Origin of the sequence: Bifidobacterium sp. ESL0764, assembly GCF_029395515.1 — a bacterium.
Lineage (GTDB): Bacteria > Actinomycetota > Actinomycetes > Actinomycetales > Bifidobacteriaceae > Bifidobacterium.
Genome location: NZ_CP113919.1, coordinates 1,068,338 through 1,092,734 on the forward strand (window position 1 = coordinate 1,068,338; position 24,397 = coordinate 1,092,734).

Here is a 24,397-nt window from a genome sequence, read left to right on the forward strand (position 1 = left end):
TATGTGGGAGGTTCGATGACGGCAGTCCAAATTATGGACATTCCATTAGCAAGATTGCATATTTATACGAAGTAGTGTATATATTGACGTATAACGCTTCGAAGAAAGGGCTGTCATGAGCGATAAAAACCGCATCGTACTCGCATACTCCGGAGGGCTTGACACTTCCGTGGCCATTCCGTACCTGAAGGAACGCACCGGCAAGGATGTCGTCGCCGTTTCCCTCGATGTCGGTCAGGGCGGAGAAAGCCTGGAGACCATTCGCCAACGCGCGCTGGCCTGCGGCGCCGTAGAAGCGTATGTAGTCGATGCCCGCGAGGAATTCGCCAAGGAATACTGCATGCTGGCGCTGAAGGCCAACGCCAAGTATGAAGGCGTCTACCCGCTGGTTTCCGCTATTTCGCGCCCGCTGATCTCCAAGCATCTCGTGCGCGCCGCCCACCAGTTCGGCGCCGACACCATCTCGCACGGCTGCACCGGCAAAGGCAACGATCAGGTACGTTTCGAGGTCTCCATCGCCTCGATCGACCCGGACCTCAAGGCCATCAGCCCGATCCGCGACCTCTCGCTGACCCGCGACGTCGAGATTCAATTCGCCAAGGACCACAAGCTGCCGATCACGCAGACCGAGAAGAGCCCGTATTCCATCGACCAGAACGTCTGGGGCCGCGCCATCGAGACCGGCTTCCTTGAAGATCCGTGGAACGGCCCGACCAAGGACTGTTATACCTACACCGACGATCCGGCCTTCCCGCCGGTCGAGGACGAGGTCGTCATCAAGTTCGAACAGGGCGTGCCCGTCGCCATCGACGGCAAGGATGTCACCCCGCTTGAGGCCATCGAGCAGATGAACAGCCGTGCCGGTGCCCAGGGCATCGGCCGCATCGACCTGATCGAGGACCGCCTTGTCGGCATCAAGTCCCGTGAGCTCTACGAGGCACCTGGGGCCGTCGCGCTCATCGCCGCGCACGAGGAACTCGAGAACTGCTGCCTGGAGCGCGAGCAGCACCGCATCAAGCGCGACATCGACAAGCGCTGGGCCGAACTGGTTTACGACGCCCAATGGTTCTCGCCTGCCGTGCGTTCTCTCAACGCCTTCATCGAGGATACGCAGCGCTACGTCTCCGGCGAGATCCGCATGGTCATGCACGGCGGACGCGCCGTGGTCACGGGCCGTCGCAGCGACTCCTCGCTCTACGACTACAAGCTCGCCACCTACGATTCCGGTGACACTTACGACCAGAACGCCTCCAACGGATTCATCTCGATTTACGGCCTGCCCGACAAGGTGGCCGCCGCCCGCGACGTCAAATTCGGCAACGGCATCGAAGTCCCGGACAACTCCGTCGAATAGGATTGAATGGACTATTAATTACTGTTGGAGAATCCTTATTTAAAGGTTTCTAACTGTGGGGAGGTCTGGGGATATACAATGTTCGGGACGCTCCTTGGCCGCTCGGCCGTGTCTTACGCCCGAACATCGCATATCCCCAGACCTCTGTTGACTTATGTTATATAACTTGGGTCTGAGTTGAAGCTCCGGGCTGAGCCGTTAAGAACGAAGCCCTGTGGGCTCTGTTTAGGCGAAGTAAGCGCGATGTATCGAGCGCGAAGGCAAAATCTTTGATTTTGCTCAGGCAAGGTTACGCCCGAACATCGCATATCTCCGAGCCTCTGTTGACTTATGTTTAATTGTTTTGCATGGAACAAATGAGGGTATGGGATATGCAATGTTCGACCGTAAAGACTTGGCCTGCAAAATCACAGATTTTGCCTTCGCGCTCGGATGTCGCGCTCACTGTGCATATGGTGAGTCCACTGGACTTACCATTTAGCGGCACAGCCCGGAGCGTGTCGAACATTGCATATCCCAGACCTTCCGCCACAGTCCGAATTAATTTAAAAGTTGTTGGTTGCACAATGAAGGGAATCAAAGGATGACGGAGCAGAAGAAAAAAGGGGACGGGCATCTGGCGCTGTGGGGCGGACGGTTTAAGTCCGGGCCTTCGCCGGAGCTGGCTCGACTTTCCAAGTCGACGCAGTTCGATTGGCGGCTGGCCGATGACGATATCGCCGGGTCGCGGGCTCATGCACGGGCGCTTGGTAAGGCAGGACTTTTAAGCGACGATGAGTTGAAGCAGATGGAGGATGCGCTCAACAAGTTGCAGAAGCTGGTGGATTCGGGGGAGTTCACACCTGTCGAGGACGACGAGGATGAGGCCACGGCGCTGGAACGCGGGCTGCTCGAGATCGCGGGGGACGAACTCGGCGGCAAGCTGCGCGCCGGACGGTCGCGCAACGACCAGATTGCCTGTCTTATCCGTATGTGGCTGCGTCGGCACGCACGTTCGGTGGCGGGCTTGGCACTCGGCGTGGTCGATGCGTTGATTGGCCAGGCCGAGAAGGCCGGGGACGCGGTGATGCCGGGCCGCACGCATATGCAGCATGCACAGCCGGTGCTGCTGGCGCATCAGCTGATGGCCCACGTCTGGCCGCTGCTGCGCGACGTCGACAGGCTCGCCGATTGGGACAAGCGCATGGACGCCAGCCCGTACGGTTCAGGCGCGTTGGCCGGTAATACACTTGGTCTTGACCCAGAGGCCGTGGCCCACGAGCTGGGCTTCTCGCGGGTGACCGCCAACTCCATCGACGGCACCGCAAGCCGCGATCTGGTGGCGGAGTTCTCGTTTATCGCTGCGATGATCGGGGTGGACCTGAGCAGGCTCAGCGAGGAAATCATCATCTGGAACACCCAGGAGTTCGCTTTCGTTCGTCTGGATGACGCCTATTCCACCGGATCCTCGATCATGCCGCAGAAGAAGAACCCGGACATCGCCGAGCTCACCCGCGGCAAGTCCGGCCGGCTCATCGGCGATATGACCGGCCTGATGACCACGCTCAAAGGTCTGCCGACGGCCTATGCCCGCGATCTGCAGGAAGACAAGGAAGCCGTGTTCGACCAGGTCGACACGCTCGAAACCCTGCTGCCCGCTTTCGCCGGCATGGTGCGCACGATGGTCTTCGACCTCGAGCGGCTCAAAGCCCAGGCGCCCACCGGTTTCGCCCTGGCCACCGACATCGCCGAATGGCTGGTCAAACAGGGTGTGCCGTTCCGCCATGCCCATGAGCTTTCCGGAGCCTGCGTCCAGTTGGCCGAAGGCCGGGGCGTGGAGCTGTGGGATTTGAGCGACGATGATTTCGTCACTGTATTCAAGGATTTCCTGCCGGCAAGCCTTGCCCCGCAAGTCCGTAGCGTCCTCTCGGTCGAAGGTTCCGTCGACCAGCGCAACGGCAAGGGCGGCACCGCTCCCGTGCGCGTGCGCGAACAGATTGCCGAAGCCAAGCGAATCGCCGCAAAAGCCCAGACATTCGCCGATTCTGTCAGCGACGGACCTGCGTACGTAACACCGTGCGCATAGTGATAGACGTTGGTATTTTTGACATTGCCTCGAGTACGATGACAAGCTGAAAGCCTAATACAAGAAAGGTACCGACAGCATGACATTGGGTATCGGGACTCCGATAGCGACCCTCGAGGCATTGTGGGCGAAGCATACGATTCATCTGGCCGAGGCTCCCGGCGGCGAACCGTTCGGTGTCAAAACGGTGGACCGAAAGGCTTCCGGCGATGCCACACCGCTGACCATATGCGCGATAGGCGATTCGATGATCGCAGGCTGCGGCACGCAGGACCAGCAGGAGGGCCTCACGCCCGATATCGCGCAAGGATTCGCCGACGAGCTTCAGCGTGACGTGGCGTGGGAAGCGCACGGCAAGCTTGGTGCCACCATGCGACGCGTCCGTTACCGACAGCTTGCTGAAGTTCTCAAGGCAGGCAAGAAGTTCGACATCCTGCTGATCTGCGCCGGTTCCAACGACATCATGGCCAATCGTACGCTCGACGAATGGCGTGACGATCTCGGTGCCGTGTTAGACGAAGCCAAACCGTTGAGCGAACACATCGTCGTGCTGAGCCCGGGTCAGATGCAGCACGAGCCTTCGCTGGGGCGTGCCCTGCGCCGGGCGATTCTGCGCGAGATGGACGAACAGGCCGCGGTAAGCAAACAAGTCTGTGCCGCGCACCACGCCACCTACGTCGACATGATCCATGAGAACGTACACGCCGACGCGCCCGACTTTTTCTCACCCGATCATTTTCACCCAAGCGCCCAAGGCTACCGTTACATGACCGAAGGCGTGGTTGCCAAGCTCAGCACCGTTCTCAAGGATTGTTGAACCGGCAGACGACGAATCGATGATGCGACCGACTCCAATGCTGATGAATCGAGGTCGGAAGACAATGTTTTGGCTTGTGCCTTTAAGACACGCTCAACCGTTTGTGCGCGTTGGTCGATTGTCGGTTCCGTGGATGCATGCTTCCCCGTATCGTAATTCACGATGTTGTGCAAGGTCAGGGCGGCAATGACGCGCAAATGGTTCCACGGCCTCATGGTGTGATTCGTTATCGAAAAGGCGCGTGGCGCAATAATCGTCGCAGTAAACGATACTGTCGCCATCACCTGCGAAAATAGATTGGTTCAGGAGTCGTTCGGCTCTGGTTGTTTTGACACAAAAGAATAGGGGAATACGGTTATGGCTCACGTCACCAATTTCAAGGAAGCGGGATTTGACTCTCTCTTCGATGAATTGAACTGGCGCGGGCTGATTTCACAGTCCACGGACCGCGATCAGCTCGCCAAAGCGTTGAACGGCGGGCCGATTACCTATTATTGCGGTTTCGACCCCACCGCGGCCTCGCTGCATATCGGCAATCTGGTACAGCTGATCAATATGCGGCACCTCCAGGAAGCCGGCCATCATCCCATCGCGGTGGTCGGTGGCGCCACCGGTCTGATCGGCGATCCGCGTCAAAGCGGCGAACGTACGCTCAACCCCAAAGACGTCGTCGAAGGCTGGGCCCGCAGGCTCAAGAAGCAGATCGGCACGATTCTGGTAACCGAAGGTGACAATCCTGTGCGTTTCGTCTCCAACTACGACTGGACCGCCAACATGTCGGTTATCGATTTCCTGCGCGATGTCGGCAAGAACTTCCGTATGGGCACGATGCTCGCCAAAGACACGGTGGCACGTCGCCTCAAGTCCGACGAGGGCATCTCGTTCACGGAGTTCAGTTACCAGGTTCTGCAGGGCAACGATTTCCTGCATCTTTTCGACGAATACCACTGCACGCTGCAGCTCGGCGGCTCCGACCAGTGGGGCAACCTCACCAGCGGTCTCGATCTGATCCGCAAGGTGCGCGGCGAGAACGTCAACGTGTTCACCAGCCCCATCATCACCGACAGCCAGGGCAAGAAGTTCGGCAAGTCCGAAGGCAACGCCGTCTGGCTTGACCCCACGATGTTGAGCCCCTACAAGTTCTACCAGTTCTGGTTCAACCAGCCCGACGGTGAGATGGAGAAGCTGCTGAAAGCGTTCACTTTCCTGCCCAAGGCCGAAATCGAGCGGCTCGCCCACGAGGCCGAGGTCAACCCCGGTGCCCGCGAGGCGCAAAAGGCATTGGCATGGGAAGTCACCAGTTTCGTGCATGGCGAGAAGACCACGCAAGAGGCGATCGACGCTGCTTCCGCGCTTTTCGGGCGCGGCGGCGACTTGAGGACTATCAGCTCCGACATGCTTGAATCCTCCATCGACGGGCTCAAGATCGAAAACGAGGAAGGCGAGAAGGTCTTCGCCAAGGCCGTCATCGGTGAACGTGTGGCTCAGGCCGCCGTTTCCGCAGGTCTGTTCAAGTCCATTTCCGAGGCAAGAAAGACCATCAAATCCGGTGGTGTCTACATCAACAACGTGCGTGTCGAAGACCAGAATCAGGAACTGACCGGCAATGATTTCCTTGCCGATCACTTTGCGCTGATTCGTCGCGGCAAAAAGGCTGTCGGCGCCGTGGAACTTGGCTGACAGCAAGCTTTAATCAAGCCGATTAGAATCTATTAGAAAAAATATTTAGGATTTCTCGTTCATTCACGAACACGGGAAAGCTAAACCCAAACAAAAGGTACAAGCATATGGCAGAAGAACAGCGCGGCAACCGCGACGGCAATTCATACGGTCACGGTTCGTCCCGTTCAGGTGGTGGCTATCGGGGCCACGGCGGATTCCGTGGCAACAACCACGGCGGAGGCTTCCACAAGGGTGGTCACGGCGGTTACCGTGGTCACGATGACGATAGGCGCGGCGGATACCGCGGCAATGGCGGCGGACACCGCGACTTCCATCGTGACGACCGTCGTGATGGCGGTCGCAGCGGCGGATACCGCGGGCACGGTGATTCAGATCGCCGTGACTTCCGTCGCGACGATGACAGGCGTGGCGGGTACCGCGGTGGAGACGACCGCAGGGACTTCCATCGCAACGACGATCACCGTGGAGGCTATCGTTCCGGCGGTTATCGCGGCCACGACGATGATAGGCGCGGCGGATACCGCGGCAATGGCGGCGGACACCGCGACTTCCATCGTGACGGTGAACATGGAGGGTACCGCGGCGGCAACGACCGTCGTGACTTCCATCGCGACGACAGGCGAGATTTCCATAAAGACGGCGACCACAGGGACTTCCACAAGGGTGGATTCCGGCATGACGACCGTCGTGGAGGATATCGTGGCGGAGACGATCGCAGGGACTTCCGCCGCAACGACGACCGTCGCGGCGGCTACCGTGGCCATGATGACGATAGGCGCGGCGGATACCGCGGCAACGACCATCGTGACGGCGAACGGCGCGACTTCCATCGCAATGACGAGAGCAGGGGTGGCTACAACTCCCGTGGCAATGATCGTCGTGATTTCCACCGTGACGACCGGCGTGGCGGCGACCGCAATGGATATCGGGGCTACGACAACCGTCGCGATGACCGGCGTGGCGGGTTCCATAACGACGGACGCGACGACTACATGCACAAGGGCATGCGCCGCAATTCCGACGGCACCACCTCGTTCCCCTCGCAGAACCCGTATACCGACCGTCGTCCGGGCGAGCCGCGCATGCCCAAGGGCATGGAATGGTCGATGCTCTCCAAGGATGAGAAGGAACGTCTGAGGGGGCTTTCCAAGGAGCACGCCGAGAACATCGGCCTGCATATCCTCGCCGCCTACTCGCTTGAAGAGAGCGATCCGAAGGCCGCGCGCGACCATGCCGAATGGGTGGCGCATCAGGCCTCCCGTATCGATTTTTCGCGTGAGACACTGGCGTTCATCGCCTATCGTCAAGGCGATTACAAGACCGCGCTGAAGGAATTCCGCACGGCCCATCGTATGAACGGCTACAACGACTATCTGCCGTTCATCGCCGATTGCGAACGCGGCTTGGGCAACCCGAAGCGTGCCATCGAAATGGCCATGTCCGATGACGCCAAAGCGCTTACCGGCGAGTCAAAGGCCGAGATGTTTTTGGTCTACGCCGGAGCGTTGGGCGATTTGGGACTGTGGGACAAGGCCGTCGACGTGGTCAGCAAGCTGGCCGGCACCAAGGGACTCCCCGGTGCCTACCGTATGCGTGCGCTGCAGGCTCAGCAGTACTTCCTCGAGGAAGCCGGCCGTGGAGATGAGGCGGCTGATCTCGACACCACCATCGAGCAGCTTGAAAACAAGTATGCCGACATGGACGAGGATGATATCGATGCCGAGGAAGTCGTCATCGATTACGACCTCGAGCGTCTGCCGGACGACATGATGGAAGAACTCGGCATCACGGAAGACGATGCACAGTTCGCGCCCGTCGATCCGTATGAGGATGACGAGGATTACCGTCGCGATTCCGAGGATTCTGGTGATTCGGATGAAGATCATTCGAATGAAGATTTAGACGAAGAGGATTCCGAATCCGAAGAAGCCGTTGGTGCACAGCTTGATACGGATGCCGCACTCGACGATCAGTCCCAGTCCGCGCTGGATCCGGAAACCCCGGAAGCCAAGGTCAGCGCGGAGGCTACGGCCAAGGAGAACGCCGACAGCACGCAAATCGTCGACGAATCCGGCGAGCCCGTCGATTCTGTCGATGTCGAGGTCGGTCAAGAGACGCAAGGTGAGGACGGAGAGGACGACGATCCTGAAACCCAAGGCGAAGCAGACGACGACGAAAACGAGTTGCCCGCCGAGGAAATCACCGAAGGTGCCGACAGTTCCGACGATCCGGCCGTGGAGCAGGAAGTCGCGGACGAAAAAGACGAATCGGACGAAGAGGAGTAACACCGAGCGTGCTCAAAGCAACCGAACAACCGATCGAACAAGCCTATAAGCTGGCATTGCTGGATCTTGACGGCGTGGTCTACCGTGGCAAGAACCCGGTGGATTACGCCAGCGAGTCGATCACAAAAGCGCAGCAGGCAGGTATGACGGTGGAGTACACCACCAACAATTCCTCGCGTTATCAGCAGACCGTTGCGCAGCAGCTCCGCGGTTTCGGGCTCGAGGTCGAGGGTTGGCAGATTATCACCTCCTCGGTTGTCGCTGCCAGAATGGTGGCGCGTGCCGTGCCGGCTGGGGCCAAAGTGTTCATGGTCGGTGCCGGCCATTTGCGTGAGGAATTGGAGAAGCAGGGCCTCACTGTCGTCGATCGTGTCGAGGACAACCCGGTCGCCGTGATCCAGGGTTGGTATCCCGAGGTTACATGGAACGAGCTGGCCAATGCGGCTTTCGCCGTCGAACGCGGTGCGAAATATTTCGTCACCAATCGTGATCTGACGATTCCACGCGAACTGGGGATCGCTCCCGGTTCCGGGTCGATGGTCAGGGCCGTCATCACCGCCACGGGTGTCGAGCCCGTGGCTTCGGCCGGCAAACCCGAATCAGCAATGTATGACGAGGCGAGGCTTCTGGCTTCGCACGACGGTGCTACATTGGTGCCCAAAAACCAATGCCTGGCCATCGGTGACCGACTCGATACGGATATCGAAGCCGGCAACCGAGGCGGATATGATTCATTGGTCGTATTGACTGGTGTCGCCGATCCTGTGCAGCTGATGTTGGCCGAGCCCCATTTGCGCCCGACCTTCATTTGCCGTGACTTGCGCGAGTTGCATGAGGCCATGCCGGAGCCGGTTCAGGTCTCGAAGCACGAATGGAAGTGCGAAGCCGCTTCGGTAAGTCTTGACGGCAATGAAGTTCAAGTCAGCGATTGCAACGATATCAATGCGTTGCGCGCCACGTGCAGCCTGCTTTGGAATCTGGCCGACGACGAAAACATTGATGCTGCAACATTGCGGCTTCCTGATTTCAGGTTGTAGGAGCATTCATGGCTGTTCGAAACGAAGACGGTTCGCCGTTCGGCAACGGTGGGCAAGCACAATTCCAGTCCGAGACCTCTTTCGAGGATTTGCGTGAACGTTACGACGAGCTTGACGGCTTGGCCCAGATGGATGACGAGCAGAAAATCGAGGCATTCCGTGGCGTATTGGCGACGCTGAACACGAAATTGAATAGCCAACAGCAAGGATGACGGCAAACATGCGATTGGACGCGTATATGGCCTCTGAGGGTCTGGTTCATAGCCGTACCCAGGCCCAGCGTCTCATCCGTTCTGGAAAAGTAACAGTCGACGGTCGGCTTGCCGACAAACCGTCTGTGCAGGTAAAAAATGGAGCCCAGGTTTCGGTCGATTCCGGAGACGACTACGCCTCTCGAGGGGCGTACAAATTGCTTGGAGCCTTTGAACGCTTCGGCGATTTGGGCTTGCCTTCGCCAGCAGGCTTGCGTTGCCTGGATATCGGCGCGTCCACAGGCGGGTTCTGTGACGTCCTGCTTCGGCATGGCGCCTCCTCGGTCATTGCACTTGACGTAGGCCATGGCCAGTTGGTCCCGCGTATTTCCGGCGATCCGCGCATCATCGAAATGAGCGGTGTCAACATCAGGGACGTCGAGCCGGAAGACTTGCCGTACCCTCCGGCGTTCATCGTTTCCGACGTATCCTTCATCTCACTGACCTATGTGATCCCGGTGATTGCCAAAATCGCTGCGAGACAAGCCGATATCGTGCTCCTGGTCAAGCCGCAGTTCGAGGTGGGCAAAGGGCATCTTGGAAAGAATGGCGTGGTGGAAGACGAGGAGCTGCGTCGTGCGGCTCTGAAAACCGTTTGTGATTGCGCCAAAGCCAACGGGCTCGATGTGGTGGCCACCTGCCCCTCGCCGATACAGGGGACGCACGGCAATCGGGAATACCTGCTTTATGCCACCTTGCGCTGAAGCTCGTCATGGTCATTTTCATTCCACCGATGTTCGATGAGAGTTGCTCTGGAAGTCCTGTCGAGCCTTAGATCGTTGTCATAGATGACTTTCTCAACCTGAGAATGGCTCGACAATGCCACGTATCCGGCATCGATATTCCGGCAGATCGTATTGCTTAGCGCCACGCTAGTGGCGACAATACGTTGAATGCTGTTGGGTTCGAGATACTTGCCCATTCCGAATCGTTCGAACATCGTCGACTGTATCGGTCGTATCTCGAGCCTGTTCGTTTCGGCGAAATCCTTGATGGTTGTATGCCCCGCTATCCTTGCGTTCGTGGCTTTAAACGATCTGGCATCGATGGAACCGTCGATTTGAAGGGTTTCTTTGACGACGATGCTCGCATCGGTGCTTATCTCGCCGATAAAACCAATGCGGCGTGAAGAGATATGCTGTTTGGCGCGTATACTGCCGTGTCCGGAAAGGCGGTCCGAAACGATCTTGCCTGAACAGTTCAATATGCCGCCATCCATCATGATTCTGCGCCCTCGGCACAGTGATGTGTGCAGAATCCCTCTCACAACAAGCGTATCGAACGTCACGTTTTCGCGCATTATGGTGTTGCCGTGGGTGATGAGGACATCGTAGTCGCCGTCCTGAATGGTTCCGCCGAAGGTATTGAGGTTCATGGTTGTCCCTTTCGGCTCTTCTCGAATACTGTTTGGATACTATTTCTCCGTATTACCGGAACTTTAGGGAAAAATAAAACCAATAACAGGAAATCAAGCAATATTCAAGATTTCTTGATATTACAAATTGATGATTTCTGTTTGGAATGCTGATTTTTCTGTCGAATAACCACGCCAGATCGACGTTTCCGGGCATGAGGTTAGGCGAAGTCGCTTCTTGTCGGTTTGCCTTGGAGTAAGCTCTTTTGTAGATACGGTTCGGTTAGGATGTGAGTGGAAACAGATTTCGTTTCCGGACTCTCAAGTGTGAAAGAGGCAGGACGATGGTCGGTAAACGACATGCGGTCGTGGTCACACATGCCCGTCTTCGCGAGACCAGTCTTGTCGTGCGTGAGGCGGTTGATCAGCTGGAACGTGCCGGATTCTGTGTTCGTATCGTCGACAGCCTCGATCCGCCGAAATTCGGTGAGTCGTCTCCCATCGTTGGCAGCGATACGGAGATCGTCGTCGTGCTCGGCGGGGATGGCACGATTCTGGGGGCTGCAGAGCTGGTCCATAATACCGAGGTCCCCATCCTCGGCATCAATTTGGGGCACGTCGGATTCCTTGCCGAATTCGAGAGCTTCCAATTAAGCGAGGCGATCGCCCGGGTGGCCGACCGGGACTATTCGATTGACGAACGCAATCTGGCGAGTGTTTCCGTGGTTTCTCCGGATGGCAGGAAAACCCTGAACGACTGGGCGTTGAATGACATCACCATCCAACAGGCCGATCGTGACCATATGATCGAGCTCTCCGTCGGCGTCGACGGGGTGGAAGCCAGCTCGTTCAGCTGCGATGGCGTGATCATCTCGACGCCGACCGGTTCGACGGCCTATGCGTTCTCTGCGGGCGGGCCGATAATCTGGCCGGACGTCAAAGCCTTGCAGCTGATACCGTTGGCCGCACACGCGCTGTTCACGCGCCCTATGGTGATCGGGGAGCATTCGCGTTTCAGCGTCGATCTGATCGATGATTCCCTGACCGAGGGCTGGATCTGCTGCGACGGACGAAGGAAAATGAGACTCGGATACGGGACACGGACCACAGTGCATCTTTCCGCGCTTACCGTCAGACTCGCCAGCCTTTCAGGCGTGCCGTTCACCAATCGTCTCGTCACCAAGTTCAATCTTCCCAGCGTAAGCCTTCGCCAACGTTCGCGGCTCGAGGAGCGCAAGCGGGAGGGCATCATCGCCAGCGAAAACAGGGCGAAGGTAGGTCATCCTTTGGCGGCTGGGCAACAAGGGGAGTGGAACGGAGTCCGGACGGGACAAACGGATGATGAGATCGGGGCTCTTTCTACCGGCTTTTCGCATTCCGAACGTGGCGGCGAAGAAACCGATGAAACCGCTGAGGGAAATAAACGGGATGTGACCGCCGATGGCAGCGGTCGAGGCCTGCCGGGGAAAAATGATGTGTCTGAAAGGTAAAAAGCGATGCTTGAAGAACTGGAAGTGAGCAATCTCGGGCCCATTCGTTCTGCCTTGCTAACTCCGAGCAAGGGCATGACTGCCATTACCGGCGAAACCGGTGCGGGTAAATCCATGCTGTTAAGCGCGATTCGCCTCATCTCTGGGGCGACGGCCAGCGTGGCACGCGTATCCGCCGGTGCGGATTCGGCTTGGGCCCAAGGAATTTTCGATGTCGACGAGAACGGCGAAGCAACACGTCTTGCGCAGGACGCCGGAGTGCTGGATACAGACAGTGAGAAGACGGATCCGGATCCCGACGAAATCGGCCGGCAAGAGCTTTTCCTTTCGCGTACGGTTCCTGCCTCCGGGCGTTCCAGAGCCGTATTGTGCGGGCACAGTGTTCCCAGAAACGTGCTTGGCAACATCGCCGCGCAGCTGGTCACCATTCATGGGCAGGCCGATCAGATGCGTCTGGCGGCGCCAGCGCGGCAACGGGAATTTCTTGATATGGCCGCCGACGACAAAGCGGAGCTCGATGCCTATCGGCAAGCATGGGAACAGCTGCAGACCATCGATCAACGCCTGCATAATGTCACCGATCAGGAGGCATCGGCTCGCGCACGGGCGGATTATCTGCAAGAATCCATCGAACAGATCAACAAGGTCGATCCCAAGCCTGGTGAGGACGAGGAACTCAAGGAAAAGCGCTCGCGAGTCGAGAATGCAGCGGAAATCGCCCAAGGTGTGGGATCGGCGCTTTCCGCGTTGGACGCTTCACAAGTGGATTCGGACAGCGACGAACAGGGCGCTTCCGATGCCATCACCCATGCCATTCAGGCGTTGCGCACCATCCATGTCGGCGGGTCGTTTGGTGAGGCTGCCGACCGCCTGGAGTCACTGAACAACGATCTTTCCGATATCGTGTTCTCGCTTTCCAACGAAGTGGACAGTGACGAGGACGCGGAAGGATTGGACTTCATCAATTCACGCATTCACGAGCTCGACGAGCTGACCCGTCGCTGGGGGCCGACGCTCGAGGATGTCATCGCTTGGCGAGACAAGGCTGCGTTCGAAGTCGAGGATCTGGACGCGTCGCCCGAAAAGGTCGATGAGCTCAAGGCAGAGCGCCAACAGGCCTTCGAAAAGGCTATGAAAGCAGCCGAGGCCTTGAGCAAAAAGAGAAAGCTCGCGGCAGCGGCTTTGGCCGGTACTGTTACCAAGGAGCTTTCCGCTTTGGCAATGGCCGGTTCCGGGCTCGAGATACGAGTGACGCGGCGTGATTCAGCGGGAAAAGGCAACTCTGCGTCGAAGAAAAACGCAAAAGACGATGCTTCTTCCTGTGTCTCGACTTGGCCATTGGAAGTGAACGGCATCGATGACATCGAATTTCTGTTCACGCCGTTCCCGGGCTCGCCGCAACTGCCGATGGGGAAAAGCGCGTCCGGAGGCGAACTGAGCCGACTCATGCTCGCGTTGGAACTGTCCGTGGCTGAAAAACGTGGCGGCGACCAATCCGACATGACTTTCATCTTTGACGAGGTCGACGCCGGAGTAGGAGGCAAAGCAGCGGTCGAATTGGGCAAACGCTTGGCAAAGCTCTCCAAGACCTCGCAGGTCATCGTCGTCACGCACTTGGCGCAGGTCGCCTCATGGGCCGATGCCCAATTCGTAGTGAGCAAGGGCAAGTCCGGAGTCAAAGCCAGAAATGCCGGTTCGAAGGCGACTGTCGAGACGACCGTCAACGAGGTCACCGGCGACGCCCGCATCCACGAGATCGCGAGAATGCTCTCCGGCAGCGAATCCGCCACGTCTCTAGACCACGCCAAAGAGCTCCTGGACGAAAGCAGATTATAAACTGTTCAAGGGCAGTCGTTGTTGTGGCGGGATATACAATGCTTGGGCTATGCCGTTAAGCAATGAGTCCAGTGGACTCATTGTAGGCATAGTGAGCGCGATGTATCGAGCGCGAAGGCAAAATCTACGATTTTGCACAGGCCAAGTCTTTACGCCCGAACATTGTATATCCCGACACCCAGCGACTTACGTCAAAAGAAGAGGATGGATGATAAAAACGAACGAAGGCAAAGCGGCCATCTTTGATTTGGACGGCACCCTGCTCGATTCCATGGACGTGTGGCATCAGGTCGATGTCGATTTCTTCGCAGAACGCGGGTTGACGTTGACCGATGATTACATGACCGACGTCTGCGCGATGAAGCCGGACGAGGTGGCACGTTACACCATCGTAAGATACGGTTTGCACGATACGCCAAAGGCGTTGTCCCAGCATTGGGACGAGATGGTGCTCGAGGCATACGGCACGACGGTGCAGGCCAAGCCTCATGCCGTCGAGTATCTGGATGATCTCAAAGCCAGCGGAGCCAGGCTTGCGGTGGCGACGTCGCTGTCGCCCAAGGTCCGTGAGATTGCGATGCGCCACGTCGGCATCGATTCGTATTTTGAGACGGTCGTCAGCGTTGAGGATACGAAAGCCGCCAGCAAGAGCAGCCCGGAGGTCTATCTGCTGGCCGCGTCGCGTCTTGGCGTGCGGCCGGAACATTGCACCGTTTTCGAGGATCTGCTCACGGCAGTGCGTACGGCGAAGAAAGCTGGCATGGGTGTCTGGGCCATGGAGGACTCGTATTCAGCCATTGACAGAGATGAGATCGCCAGGATTGCCGATGGCGTCATCAATGACTTCGATGACGCCCCTCGACAACTGTTATAGTCACGACTTGCACAGTTAGCATAACTGTTATATAGTGTAGTTGAACAGTATAACAGTCTTATTAAAAGATATGCATGCTGTTTAATGAACACAAACAGAAAGGGGCATAGATGAAACTGATCATCTCATCCGTGTCCGGAGAACCGATCTACGAGCAAATCAAACGTCAGATACGCGAGGCCGTGCTGAACGGTGAGCTCAAAGGCGGAGAGGCGCTGCCGAGCCTGCGCAAGCTGGCCCGTGAACTGCGAATCTCCGTGCTCACCGTCACCCGCGCCTATAACGAGCTGGCGGATGAGGGCATCGTGGTCAATGTACAGGGCAAGGGTTCGTTTGTCGCCGACAAGGGTGATGAACGGATGAAGAAGAAGCTCATCGGCCAGGTGCGCAACGCCTTGCGTCAGGTGGGAGCGGCCGCCAAAGCGGCTGATATCCCGCTCATTGACCTGATGGATATGCTCGAGACTGAGTATAAGAAAGCCAAGTGAATCTTCTGTCAAACCGGTGAACGTACGATATTCAGGAGCCTCGGGCAGTGCTCGTTGACTGCTTTTCGTTCATCTGATGACACGGATTTGCGCCACTTCTTATACGATTCTTATCGGTTCATCGGTGAACAGGAAAGGAATACGATGATGACACAGTCATCACCTATGACGGCCAAACCGGATACACGCAGTGTCTCCGCTGTCAGCAGTGCCGAGTCAATGGCACTGAGCGTCACTGACGTGACGAAACGTTACGGCTCCAACTTCACCCTCGGCCCGGTGACCTTCGATCTGCCCATGGGCTACATCATGGGGTTGATCGGACCGAACGGCGCCGGCAAGTCCACGCTGATCAAGCTCATCCTCAACATGATCGGCCGCGATGCCGGCTCGATCAGCGTGCTGGGGCTTGACGGCATCGCCGACGAGGTCAAGGTCAAAGAGCGGCTTGGTGTGGTGTTCGATTCCAGCTATTTCTCAGCCTACTGGAGTGTGAAGATGGCCGGACGGGTCATGGCGATAATGTATGACAACTGGGATCAGACAAGGTTCGACTATTATGCCGATCGCTTCGGACTCGGAATGGAGAAGATCGTCAAGGATCTCTCGCGCGGCATGCAGATGAAGCTGATGATCGCGGCCGCTCTCAGTCACGACGCGAAACTGCTGATTCTGGACGAGCCGACCAGCGGTCTCGACGTACTGGCACGGGACGAGCTGATGGACATCCTGCAAGGGTATGTGGAGGACGGGCAACACAGCGTGTTGTTCAGCACCCACATCACCTCCGACCTCGAACGAGCCGCCGACTTCATCACCTATATCACGCAGGGGCAGTTCTATTACACCGGTCCGAAGGACGAGTTCGAGGATTCCTTCCGCATCGTCAAGGGCGGTCTCGACCAGATTGCAGACATCGAGCCGAATGCCGTAGGACTGCGTCGCTTCGGCACCGGTTTCGAGGCACTGGTCCATCGTCGGGTCGCCGACAGCATCGTCGGTCAAACCTCTGCATTCATCAGCGAACCGGTGTCCATCGACGACATCATCCGCCTGACCAATACGGCCAAGGCACCAACGTCAGCGAGCATGAACGGGGAGTGAACGAAATCATGGATTCCAAACAAATCGGCAAAGCCTTCCGCATCGACATATACAAGGTCCTGGCGTGGGGCAGCAGGAAAAGCGTCAACGGCGTTGGCGGCAGCGTGTGGCTGTTGGTGTCTTTGCCGCTGATATTCGCGATCATAGCCAGAATAACGGGCAACGAAGAGGTGATGGATCCCATGAGCGGGGCCGTCACCGGGATGCTCGTCTTTGTATCGGCCATGACCGGCATGATAGTCTTCAGCTATGAGGACCAGACGGGAAGCGGGAAACTCAATGGGCTTTTGCCTGCCACGCGGGCCAATCAGGTGGTCGGACGATACGTTCTAACGCTGATTGCCGTTGCCATCGCCGTTGTGCTGCAGGCTGTCTGCGGATTGATCATGTATACGCCGCAAAGGATGAATGTCGCCGTTGGCCTGACGCTGCTGGTGCTGATTGTGGCCCCCATCCTTGCCAGTCTGTACCTGCCGATCGGCTATCGCTTCCCCGCGACGAAGGCGATGGGCTATGCGCTCATCCTGCTGTTCGTCATCGGAGCGCTGATGGCGGTCGTCGCACTCACCGTGCCGGATGCGGTGTTGAGCCAGGTGATAACCTTCGTCACCGGCGCCAAACTTGGACCGATCCCGTGGGTGGCCATCATCGGCCTGATCGTGGCCGTGGTAATGTACATTCTGTCCTGCCGGTTGTCGATGCACATCTACGAGCGTAAGGAGTTGTGAACATGGATCTGGGACAGGTAGTCAAGGCGTTTCGTCTCGATTGGTGGCGCCTGACGCAAATCAAGAAAGCCGTCTCATGCCCGGTATTCTTGACGTTGGCGGTGGTGCTCGCGACGCTTGCGCGGGTGATCGGCAACTATCTGCTGCCCCTGTTCGTGTTCGTTCTCGTATTCTTCAGCTCGTCGATGACCGGTGTGGTGGTCTTCGGTCATGAGCGACGTTTGCGTGGCAAAGCGGCGGAGACGACGTCGCGCCACGTACACGGAGGCCAAGTGGTCGGTCGCTACGTCCTTGTGCTCGCGGTGATGCTCCTGACGTTCGTCGTCCAATCGGTCTGCGGCGCCATCATGTATCTGCCGGATTACCCCGGCAGTGTGATTTCTCTGAGTCTGGCCCTGTTGATGTTCTCCCTGTGCTTCAACGCCGTGGTGCTGCCATTGTGCTACTATTTCCCGGCCAACGCAAAGATTGTCGCGTTGGTGCCGTTGCTCATCGTGTTTGCCGTGTCGATGTCTCTTTCGATAGGCATACCGGAATCCGTGTGGGAGACCTTTGTCAATTTCAGATGGAGCTTGCCGGGGTTGCCGATGCCATGGCCGGCCATCATCGGCATGGTGGTGGCCATGGCCGTGTTCGCGCTTTCCTGCTGGTTCTCCCAACTGATGGTCGCACATCGGAAACCGTGAGTGTGGCGTGCGGCCGAGACCCGGTCGATCCACACGGATGGCGTATGTCGGAAACGTTCGATCGCCGGTGTCGAGGCGGCGGTAGTTAAAGGCGCATCGAGACGTCGCGGACGTAGCCGGGCATCGCGTCGATGTCGATGACGTCGGTAAAGCGTTCGGCGGCGTGTTCCAGATCACGCAGATTCCTAGGCGCCGTGGTACCGCTTGCCTGCGCGAGGCGATCCATGCACGCGAAATCGGTGCCCGTGGTGTCGAGGCCGAGCGCACGGCCGACCACTCGCGGGAACTTGTAGGGGCTGGCGGTGCTCAGCAGCACGCGCGGCATGTCCTTTTCGCGAGGCATCTGCTCAAGCAGGTAGTAGCCGCAGGCCGTGTGCGGGTCGATGACGTAGCGGTTGCGCTTCCAGCAGTCGGCGATGGCCTGGCTCACCTGCGTCTCGTCGGCCCACCCGCAGGCGAAGAGCTTGCGGATGCGACGCAGCAGCGGCGTGGGGATTTCGAAGGCGCCCCAATCCCTCAAGTCGGTCATGCACGACTGAATCAGCCGCATGTCGCCGTCGGACATGTAGTAGAGCATCCGTTCGAGGTTCGAGGAGACGAGAATATCCATGGACGGCGAAGTGGTTTGGTAGAACGGGCGCTCGCGGTTGTAGGTACCGGTCGTGAGGAAATCGAAGAGCACGTTGTTGCGGTCGCTGGCGACGGTGAGGCGTCCGACCGGAAGCCCCAGCATCTTGGCGTAATAGCCGGCGAGGATGTCGCCGAAATTGCCGGTCGGCACCACGAACTCGACTTTGTCGCCGACCTTGATAGCCCCGCGTTCGACCAGCTGCGCGTAGGCGGAGAAATAATAGACCACCTGCGGCACGAGCCGGCCGACGTTGATGGAGTTGGCGGAGGAGAGCGAGACGTTATTGTCATTCCGCAGTGTTGCGGCCAGATCCTCGTCGCCGAAAATGCGTTTGACCGCGGTCTGCGCATCGTCGAAATTGCCGCGCACGGCGCAGACGTTGACGTTCGAACCGCTCTGGGTGGTCATCTGCAAACGCTGGATCTCGCTGACCTTGCCTGAAGGGTAGAAGACCGTGATGCCCGTGCCGGGGGTATCGGCAAAGCCGGCGAGCGCCGCCTTGCCGGTGTCGCCGGAAGTGGCGGTGAGCACCATGACCTTCTCTGCCGCGGTATGCTGATCGGAGGGTTCCCCGTGTCCGTCGGATACGCCCGAGGCGGTGCGTGCCATAAACTGCGGCAGGATCTGCAGAGCCACGTCCTTGAAAGCGCTGGTCGGCCCGTTGAACAGTTCGAGGATGTAATCGTCGCCCAACGGTTTGAGCGGAGTGATGGCACCATCGAGCCATTGCGGGCCGTAAGCCGCCTGCACGCATTCGTCAAGTTCGGAGGCCGAGAAATCGGGCAGCAGTACCCCCAGCACAGTGCGGGCCATGTCCTGGTATGGCTTACCGACCAACGTCGCTACGTCGATTTGCCGACTACCGAGGTCATCGCTGACAAACAGACCGCCGTCGCCGGCGAGACCCTGACGGATGGCCTGACGGCTGGTCAGGTGTTCGGAAGCGCTTCTGGTGCTATGGAAAGTGGTATTCATCACAACTTGCCTCGTTTGCTTTGGGCGGTCACGTAATTTCGCTGTGTCCATCAGTCTAACTGAACGCAACCCCGAATACCGAAGGTGTCCGAATCGGCCATGGCAGCTCCGTTTTGGACGCGGCAAGGCTTACAATCGTTGGCAACAGAGAAGGCGCGTGCCGGCTTTTCAAAGTCACGGCGGATGCCCGATCGCAGTGAAACACGTTTTGAATTTGAGGGAGAGCAACATGCTTGCAAGCGGTCGTCAGGATTCGACGGTTTTGGATCCGGAGGTGTTCCGTCAGGTCTGCGCCATGGCCGACGCCGCAACGCAGGCGCAGCGGGTGCTCGCCGAAGCCAACAGCGAAATGAAGAACGCTTTGCTGGACGCGATGGCGGACGAACTTGAAGCGGCGAGCAAGACTATCGCTCAAGCCAATGATGTCGATATGCGTGCCGCCAGGCAGGAAGGTATGAGTGCCGGAAAGCTTGACCGTCTGCACTTCGACGAAACTCGTGTGAAGGCGGCGGCCGACGGCGTCCGCCATGTGGCCACCCTTCCCGACCCGATTGGTCAGGTCGTGCGCGGCTCGACGCTGCCCAACGGCTTGCGCCTGAACGAGGTGCGTGTACCGATCGGCGTGTTCGGCATGATCTACGAGGCCCGGCCCAACGTCACCGTCGACGTGGCCTCGCTGTGTCTCAAATCCGGCAACGCCGTCCTGTTGCGCGGCGGCCATGAGGCGCGGCATACCAACGAAGCCACACTTGCCATCATCTGCAAGGTCTTGCAGGAGCAAGGCTTTGATCCGGCGCTGGTGGCCTCGGTCGACCGGTTCGGGCGTATGGGCGCCACGGCGATGATGGAGGCGCGCGGCCATATCGACGTGCTGGTGCCACGCGGGGGAGCGGGGCTCATCCAGGCCGTCGTGCGCAATTCCAAGGTGCCGGTCATCGAAACCGGGGCCGGCAACGTCCACATCTATGTCGACAAAGCCGCGGACTTTGCCAAGGCCATCCCCGTCATCCTCAACGCCAAGACGCAGCGGGTCGGCGTCTGCAACGCCGCGGAAAAGCTTATCGTCCACCGTGACGTGGCCAAGGAGTTTTTGCCATTGGCGGCACGCGCGCTCGCGGATGCCGGAGTGGAACTTCACGCAGATGATGAGGCATATGAGATCATCGAACAAGGCGGCATCGGAAACGTGAACCTGCTTCATGCCACGGGCGAGGACTGGGATACGGAATATCTGGCGTTGAAAATGGGGGTCAAGGTCGTGGGGACGCTTGACGAGGCCATCGAGCATATCAACGTGCATTCCACCGGCCACACCGAGTGCATCATCTCCGAGGACTACAGCGCCATCGAACGCTTCACCAAGCGTATCGATTCGGCGGTGGTCATGGCCAACGCCTCCTCAAGGTTCACGGATGGCGGTATGTTCGGTTTTGGAGCTGAATTGGGTATTTCGACGCAGAAGCTGCACGCCCGCGGACCGATGGGGCTTGCGGAAATGACCACGACCAAATGGATCGGCTACGGCACCGGCCAGGTGCGGGCCTGATGACAAGCGAAGGACATGATATGAACGACGCTGAACAGAGCAACGACGACGCCGGTATCAAGGGCGCTGACAATAATCTGGAAGGCAATATTTCCGCCAGCCAGAATCCCGACAACCAGCCGGCGACCGCTACCGCCACAACGGACGGGCAGAAAATACCGGAAGGCGAGCAAGGTGCGCAGGAAAAGGGGCAGGCCGACTACCAGTTGGCCAAAGATCGCGGAATCGATATGAGCAATCCCCGTATCGGCCTGAAGATCGCTTCGGAACGGCTTGCCAACGTGCGTTACGTTTTTCTGGTGCAGGTGGAGGACGGCATCGCAACCGCCGACCAACGAGCCTCTTTGGAATATGCGGATGCGGCGCTTGTCGGGTGGCCTGAAATGGATGCGGACGACGTCGTCGACCTTGATGAAGACGGCCAAAAGACCGTAGCCGAACGCCTTGCCGCCATGGAACGCTACATTGCCGAGTTCAGCAGGCAGGAGGCGCAAGGCGGCATCGACGCCATGACCGACCTGCTGATCCGTGCCAGCGAGTGCGTCGCCTCCGTGCGCCGCCTGTACCAGCCCGATTTCCCGATTCCGACGTTCGCCGAGATCCGTCGTGTGGTGCAGGACGAATACGACGAGGACATGGGCAAAATCGACACCAGCCAACATGCCACCGCCGAAAAGATCGAGGAACAGACGGAACAGGCCGACGAGAAACGCGAAGAGACCGTAACGGAGCAATCCCAGAACGAGAAAAACGCCAAGAACAAGGGCAACGGCAAGGCATGAGCGACGCCGAGACCTCGATTGGCCAGTATACAGCCGCCGGCAGCGGCGAATCTTCCAAGTCTGCGCACGTGGGTGCCATGCCGTCAGCGTCCAACGCCAAGATTTCACAGCATCACGAACCGGCACGCAAGATGTCCGGTCTTTCCCAGCAAACCGGTCCCGACTCCATCGATGCCGCAACAACCGGACAACAGGGACATCGCCACGGCAACGGGCATCGACGCATCGGCATCATGGGCGGCACCTTCGACCCGATCCACAACGGCCATTTGGTGGCGGCAAGCGAGGTGGCATGGGTCTATGACCTCGATGAGGTGATTTTCGTGCCGACGGGCCGACCCGCGTTCAAGCTCGACAAGGACGTGACCAACGCCGAAGACCGCTATCTGATGACCGTCATCGCCACGGCCTCCAACCCCAAATTCACCGTCTCCCGCGTCGACATCGACCGCCCTGGTGTCACCTACACCATCGATACGCTACGCGACATTCACGAGTTGAACCCCGACGCCGAACTCTTCTTCATCACCGGCGCCGACGCCGTCGCCGAAATCCTCAAATGGAAGGAAGCGCGGAACATGTTCGGTCTGGCACGCTTCGTCGCGGTCACCCGTCCCGGCTACCAGAGCCCAGAGCACATGCGCTCGCAGGTCGAGGTCGACACCTTGGAAATCCCGGCGCTGGCGATCTCCTCGACCGACGTCCGTCACCGGGCCTCGCTGGGAGAACCGGTGTGGTATCTCGTTCCTGATGGCGTGGTGCAATACATTGCCAAACATGGGTTGTATGCCAAGGACTGATTGCGCTGTTTGTCGATTAGCGCCTTGGCATGGTACGTTTGTATTGATAAGTGAGATTTAACTAACACTGCCAATGGAGGCATAACGATGAAAAAGACCCGGCTTCGTATCGTCCAGGTGTGTCTGTCCGCAATCGTCTTGCTGCAAGCGGTATCGTCTTTCGGCGGGGGATGGCTGCAGCGTTATTGGTATGTCGATTCGGTGTTTTTCGCATTGAACGTTTTGTGCGTCATGGTCGTGCTTAATGAGTTTCGGACGGTTTCCAAATCCGCTCAGCAGCCACATGGTTGCGGTCGAAGAGACGCGGACAAACCGAGTGTGTCCCCGTCTCGTTGAGCGGCTAATATAGCTTTGGTTCATACAGACGATAACGTTTGGAGACATGGTGAGCGCAATCCTAGAAGGAAAGCCCAGTAAAAATCTCATTCTCGTCACCGGCAGGGCTCATCCCCAGCTGGCGGCGGACGTCGCCGACCAGCTTGGCATCGACGTTTTGGAGACCACGGCGTACGATTTCGCCAACGGCGAGATGTATGTGCGTTACACCGAATCGGTGCGTGGCGCGGATGTATTTGTATTGCAGAGTCATGCGGGTGACGTCAACAAGGCCATCATGGAACAGCTCATCATGATCGACGCGTTGAAGCGCGCCTCGGCCCGTTCCATCACCGCCGTGTGCCCGCTTTTGGGCTATTCCCGTCAGGACAAGAAACACCTCGGCCGCGAGCCCATCTCATGCCGTCTCGTTTTCGATCTGCTGCGTACCGCTGGCGCCGACCGTGTGATGAGCGTGGACCTGCACGCCGCACAGTCCCAGGGCTTCTTTGACGGTCCGGTCGATCATCTCATTGCCATGCCGGTGCTCGTCGATTACATCCGTGACCGTTTTGAAGGCAATCTCGACAATGTCGCCGTCGTTTCCCCGGATGCCGGCCGTATCCGTGTGGCCGAGCAGTGGGCGCAGCGCTTGGGCGGCGGCCCGCTCGCCTTTGTGCACAAAACCCGCGATATCAACCGTCCGAACCACGCCACTTCCAACCGGGTGGTCGGCGACGTGGTCGGCAAGGATTGTGTGCTGGTCGACGATCTGATCGATACCGGCGGCACCATCGTCGGCGCCTGCGACGTCCTCAAGCAGGCCGGCGCCAAGTCGGTGACCGTAGTGGCCACGCACGGCGTGCTCTCCGACCCGGCCGTCGAGCGCCTGAAGAACTGCGGTGCGCGTGAGGTCGTGCTGACCGACACCGTGCCGATCGACGAATCCAAGCGTTGGGACGGGCTGACGGTCCTTTCCATCGCCCCGTTGCTCGCCAGCGCCATCAAGGCCGTCTTCGAGGACGGTTCGGTCGCCAAGCTCTTCGACACCTATCCCGAGCATCACGGCCAGGGCTTCCTCTTCGCCTGATCCGGCATCGTCGGAACCCGTGAGTTCGATTGGTCGCCGACGACCGTTTTCGGTGTCTTGTCTGTCGAGCGTGTCGGGTTGTCAGCGGCAACCAGCATAATAGAAAGTCGGTTCGGTCTTAGGGCCGTTCCATTCCTCCATGGTGTAAAGGCAGCACACGGGTCTTTGGAACCCTTAGTCTTGGTTCGAATCCAGGTGGAGGAACT

General features: G+C 58.5%; 20 protein-coding genes, 1 tRNA gene and 1 pseudogene. 20 read left to right on the forward strand and 2 right to left on the reverse strand.

The window, feature by feature from the left end; translation table 11 throughout:
* The first annotated feature begins 115 nt into the window (after positions 1-115).
* The 8 genes from OZX71_RS03850 (at position 116) to OZX71_RS03885 (ending at position 10,196) form a co-directional block, all read left to right on the forward strand.
* Complete coding sequence (locus OZX71_RS03850) at positions 116-1,354, forward strand: argininosuccinate synthase (protein WP_277160568.1); 1,239 nt, start codon at positions 116-118, stop codon at positions 1,352-1,354.
* A 583-nt stretch (positions 1,355-1,937) separates the two neighbouring features.
* Positions 1,938-3,419 carry an argininosuccinate lyase gene (gene argH / locus OZX71_RS03855; protein ID WP_277160569.1) on the forward strand — a complete coding sequence of 494 codons (1,482 nt, stop codon included), beginning with the start codon at positions 1,938-1,940 and terminating at the stop codon, positions 3,417-3,419.
* A gap of 79 nt (positions 3,420-3,498) precedes the next feature.
* A complete protein-coding gene (locus OZX71_RS03860) occupies positions 3,499-4,236 on the forward strand; it encodes a GDSL-type esterase/lipase family protein (protein WP_277160570.1) in 738 nt (245 codons plus the stop codon).
* 357 nt (positions 4,237-4,593) lie between these two features.
* Positions 4,594-5,916, forward strand: a complete 1,323-nt coding sequence (gene tyrS / locus OZX71_RS03865) for a tyrosine--tRNA ligase (protein WP_277160571.1) — start codon at positions 4,594-4,596, stop codon at positions 5,914-5,916.
* A gap of 107 nt (positions 5,917-6,023) precedes the next feature.
* Positions 6,024-8,204 carry a helicase gene (locus OZX71_RS03870; protein WP_277160572.1) on the forward strand — a complete coding sequence of 727 codons (2,181 nt, stop codon included), beginning with the start codon at positions 6,024-6,026 and terminating at the stop codon, positions 8,202-8,204.
* A gap of 8 nt (positions 8,205-8,212) precedes the next feature.
* On the forward strand, positions 8,213-9,241 hold the full coding sequence (locus OZX71_RS03875) for an HAD-IIA family hydrolase (RefSeq protein ID WP_277160573.1): 1,029 nt from the start codon (positions 8,213-8,215) through the stop codon (positions 9,239-9,241).
* 8 nt (positions 9,242-9,249) lie between these two features.
* The gene (locus OZX71_RS03880) at positions 9,250-9,453 is read left to right on the forward strand and encodes a hypothetical protein (protein ID WP_277146884.1); all 204 of its coding nucleotides are present in this window, start codon (positions 9,250-9,252) and stop codon (positions 9,451-9,453) included.
* Between the two features lie 8 nt (positions 9,454-9,461).
* A complete protein-coding gene (locus tag OZX71_RS03885) occupies positions 9,462-10,196 on the forward strand; it encodes a TlyA family RNA methyltransferase (protein ID WP_277160574.1) in 735 nt (244 codons plus the stop codon).
* On the opposite strand, the gene OZX71_RS03890 is transcribed toward OZX71_RS03885, so the two are convergent.
* The gene (locus OZX71_RS03890; protein WP_277160575.1) at positions 10,178-10,867 is read right to left on the reverse strand and encodes a hypothetical protein; all 690 of its coding nucleotides are present in this window, start codon (positions 10,865-10,867) and stop codon (positions 10,178-10,180) included. The two genes, OZX71_RS03885 and OZX71_RS03890, sit on opposite strands and share 19 nt — an antisense overlap.
* A 323-nt stretch (positions 10,868-11,190) precedes the next feature.
* Between OZX71_RS03890 and OZX71_RS03895 the strand changes: the two are divergent.
* From OZX71_RS03895 to OZX71_RS03925, 7 genes and pseudogenes are all read left to right on the forward strand, one after another.
* A pseudogene (locus OZX71_RS03895) lies at positions 11,191-12,069 on the forward strand (NAD kinase); the annotation flags it as partial.
* Positions 12,070-12,342: 273 nt separating this feature from the next.
* Positions 12,343-14,172 (forward strand): DNA repair protein RecN, encoded by a 1,830-nt coding sequence (gene recN / locus OZX71_RS03900; protein ID WP_277160576.1) that lies wholly within the window; start codon positions 12,343-12,345, stop codon positions 14,170-14,172.
* A 208-nt stretch (positions 14,173-14,380) separates the two neighbouring features.
* Positions 14,381-15,046 carry an HAD family phosphatase gene (locus tag OZX71_RS03905; protein ID WP_277160577.1) on the forward strand — a complete coding sequence of 222 codons (666 nt, stop codon included), beginning with the start codon at positions 14,381-14,383 and terminating at the stop codon, positions 15,044-15,046.
* A 110-nt stretch (positions 15,047-15,156) separates the two neighbouring features.
* A complete protein-coding gene (locus tag OZX71_RS03910) occupies positions 15,157-15,534 on the forward strand; it encodes a GntR family transcriptional regulator (protein ID WP_277160578.1) in 378 nt (125 codons plus the stop codon).
* Positions 15,535-15,699: 165 nt separating this feature from the next.
* Positions 15,700-16,638: an ABC transporter ATP-binding protein gene (locus tag OZX71_RS03915; RefSeq protein ID WP_277160648.1), complete on the forward strand. Its 939-nt coding sequence runs from the start codon at positions 15,700-15,702 to the stop codon at positions 16,636-16,638.
* An 8-nt stretch (positions 16,639-16,646) separates the two neighbouring features.
* Positions 16,647-17,366: an ABC-2 transporter permease gene (locus OZX71_RS03920; RefSeq protein WP_277160579.1), complete on the forward strand. Its 720-nt coding sequence runs from the start codon at positions 16,647-16,649 to the stop codon at positions 17,364-17,366.
* A gap of 2 nt (positions 17,367-17,368) precedes the next feature.
* Entirely contained in the window at positions 17,369-18,052 is a 684-nt protein-coding gene (locus OZX71_RS03925; RefSeq protein WP_277146869.1) for an ABC-2 transporter permease, read from the forward strand.
* A gap of 85 nt (positions 18,053-18,137) precedes the next feature.
* Here OZX71_RS03925 and thrC read toward each other — a convergent pair whose 3' ends face one another.
* The gene (thrC, locus tag OZX71_RS03930; protein ID WP_277160581.1) at positions 18,138-19,658 is read right to left on the reverse strand and encodes a threonine synthase; all 1,521 of its coding nucleotides are present in this window, start codon (positions 19,656-19,658) and stop codon (positions 18,138-18,140) included.
* Between the two features lie 229 nt (positions 19,659-19,887).
* On the opposite strand from thrC, the gene OZX71_RS03935 reads away from it, so the two are divergent.
* From OZX71_RS03935 to OZX71_RS03955, 5 genes are all read left to right on the forward strand, one after another.
* Positions 19,888-21,204: a glutamate-5-semialdehyde dehydrogenase gene (locus tag OZX71_RS03935; RefSeq protein WP_277160582.1), complete on the forward strand. Its 1,317-nt coding sequence runs from the start codon at positions 19,888-19,890 to the stop codon at positions 21,202-21,204.
* A gap of 230 nt (positions 21,205-21,434) precedes the next feature.
* Positions 21,435-21,986: a phosphoribosylglycinamide synthetase gene (locus tag OZX71_RS03940; protein ID WP_277160649.1), complete on the forward strand. Its 552-nt coding sequence runs from the start codon at positions 21,435-21,437 to the stop codon at positions 21,984-21,986.
* Between the two features lie 77 nt (positions 21,987-22,063).
* Positions 22,064-22,786, forward strand: a complete 723-nt coding sequence (gene nadD / locus OZX71_RS03945) for a nicotinate-nucleotide adenylyltransferase (RefSeq protein WP_277160650.1) — start codon at positions 22,064-22,066, stop codon at positions 22,784-22,786.
* Between the two features lie 382 nt (positions 22,787-23,168).
* A complete protein-coding gene (locus OZX71_RS03950; RefSeq protein WP_277160583.1) occupies positions 23,169-24,191 on the forward strand; it encodes a ribose-phosphate diphosphokinase in 1,023 nt (340 codons plus the stop codon).
* 133 nt (positions 24,192-24,324) lie between these two features.
* A tRNA-Gln gene (locus OZX71_RS03955) sits at positions 24,325-24,395 on the forward strand.
* The last annotated feature ends 2 nt before the right edge of the window (positions 24,396-24,397 follow it).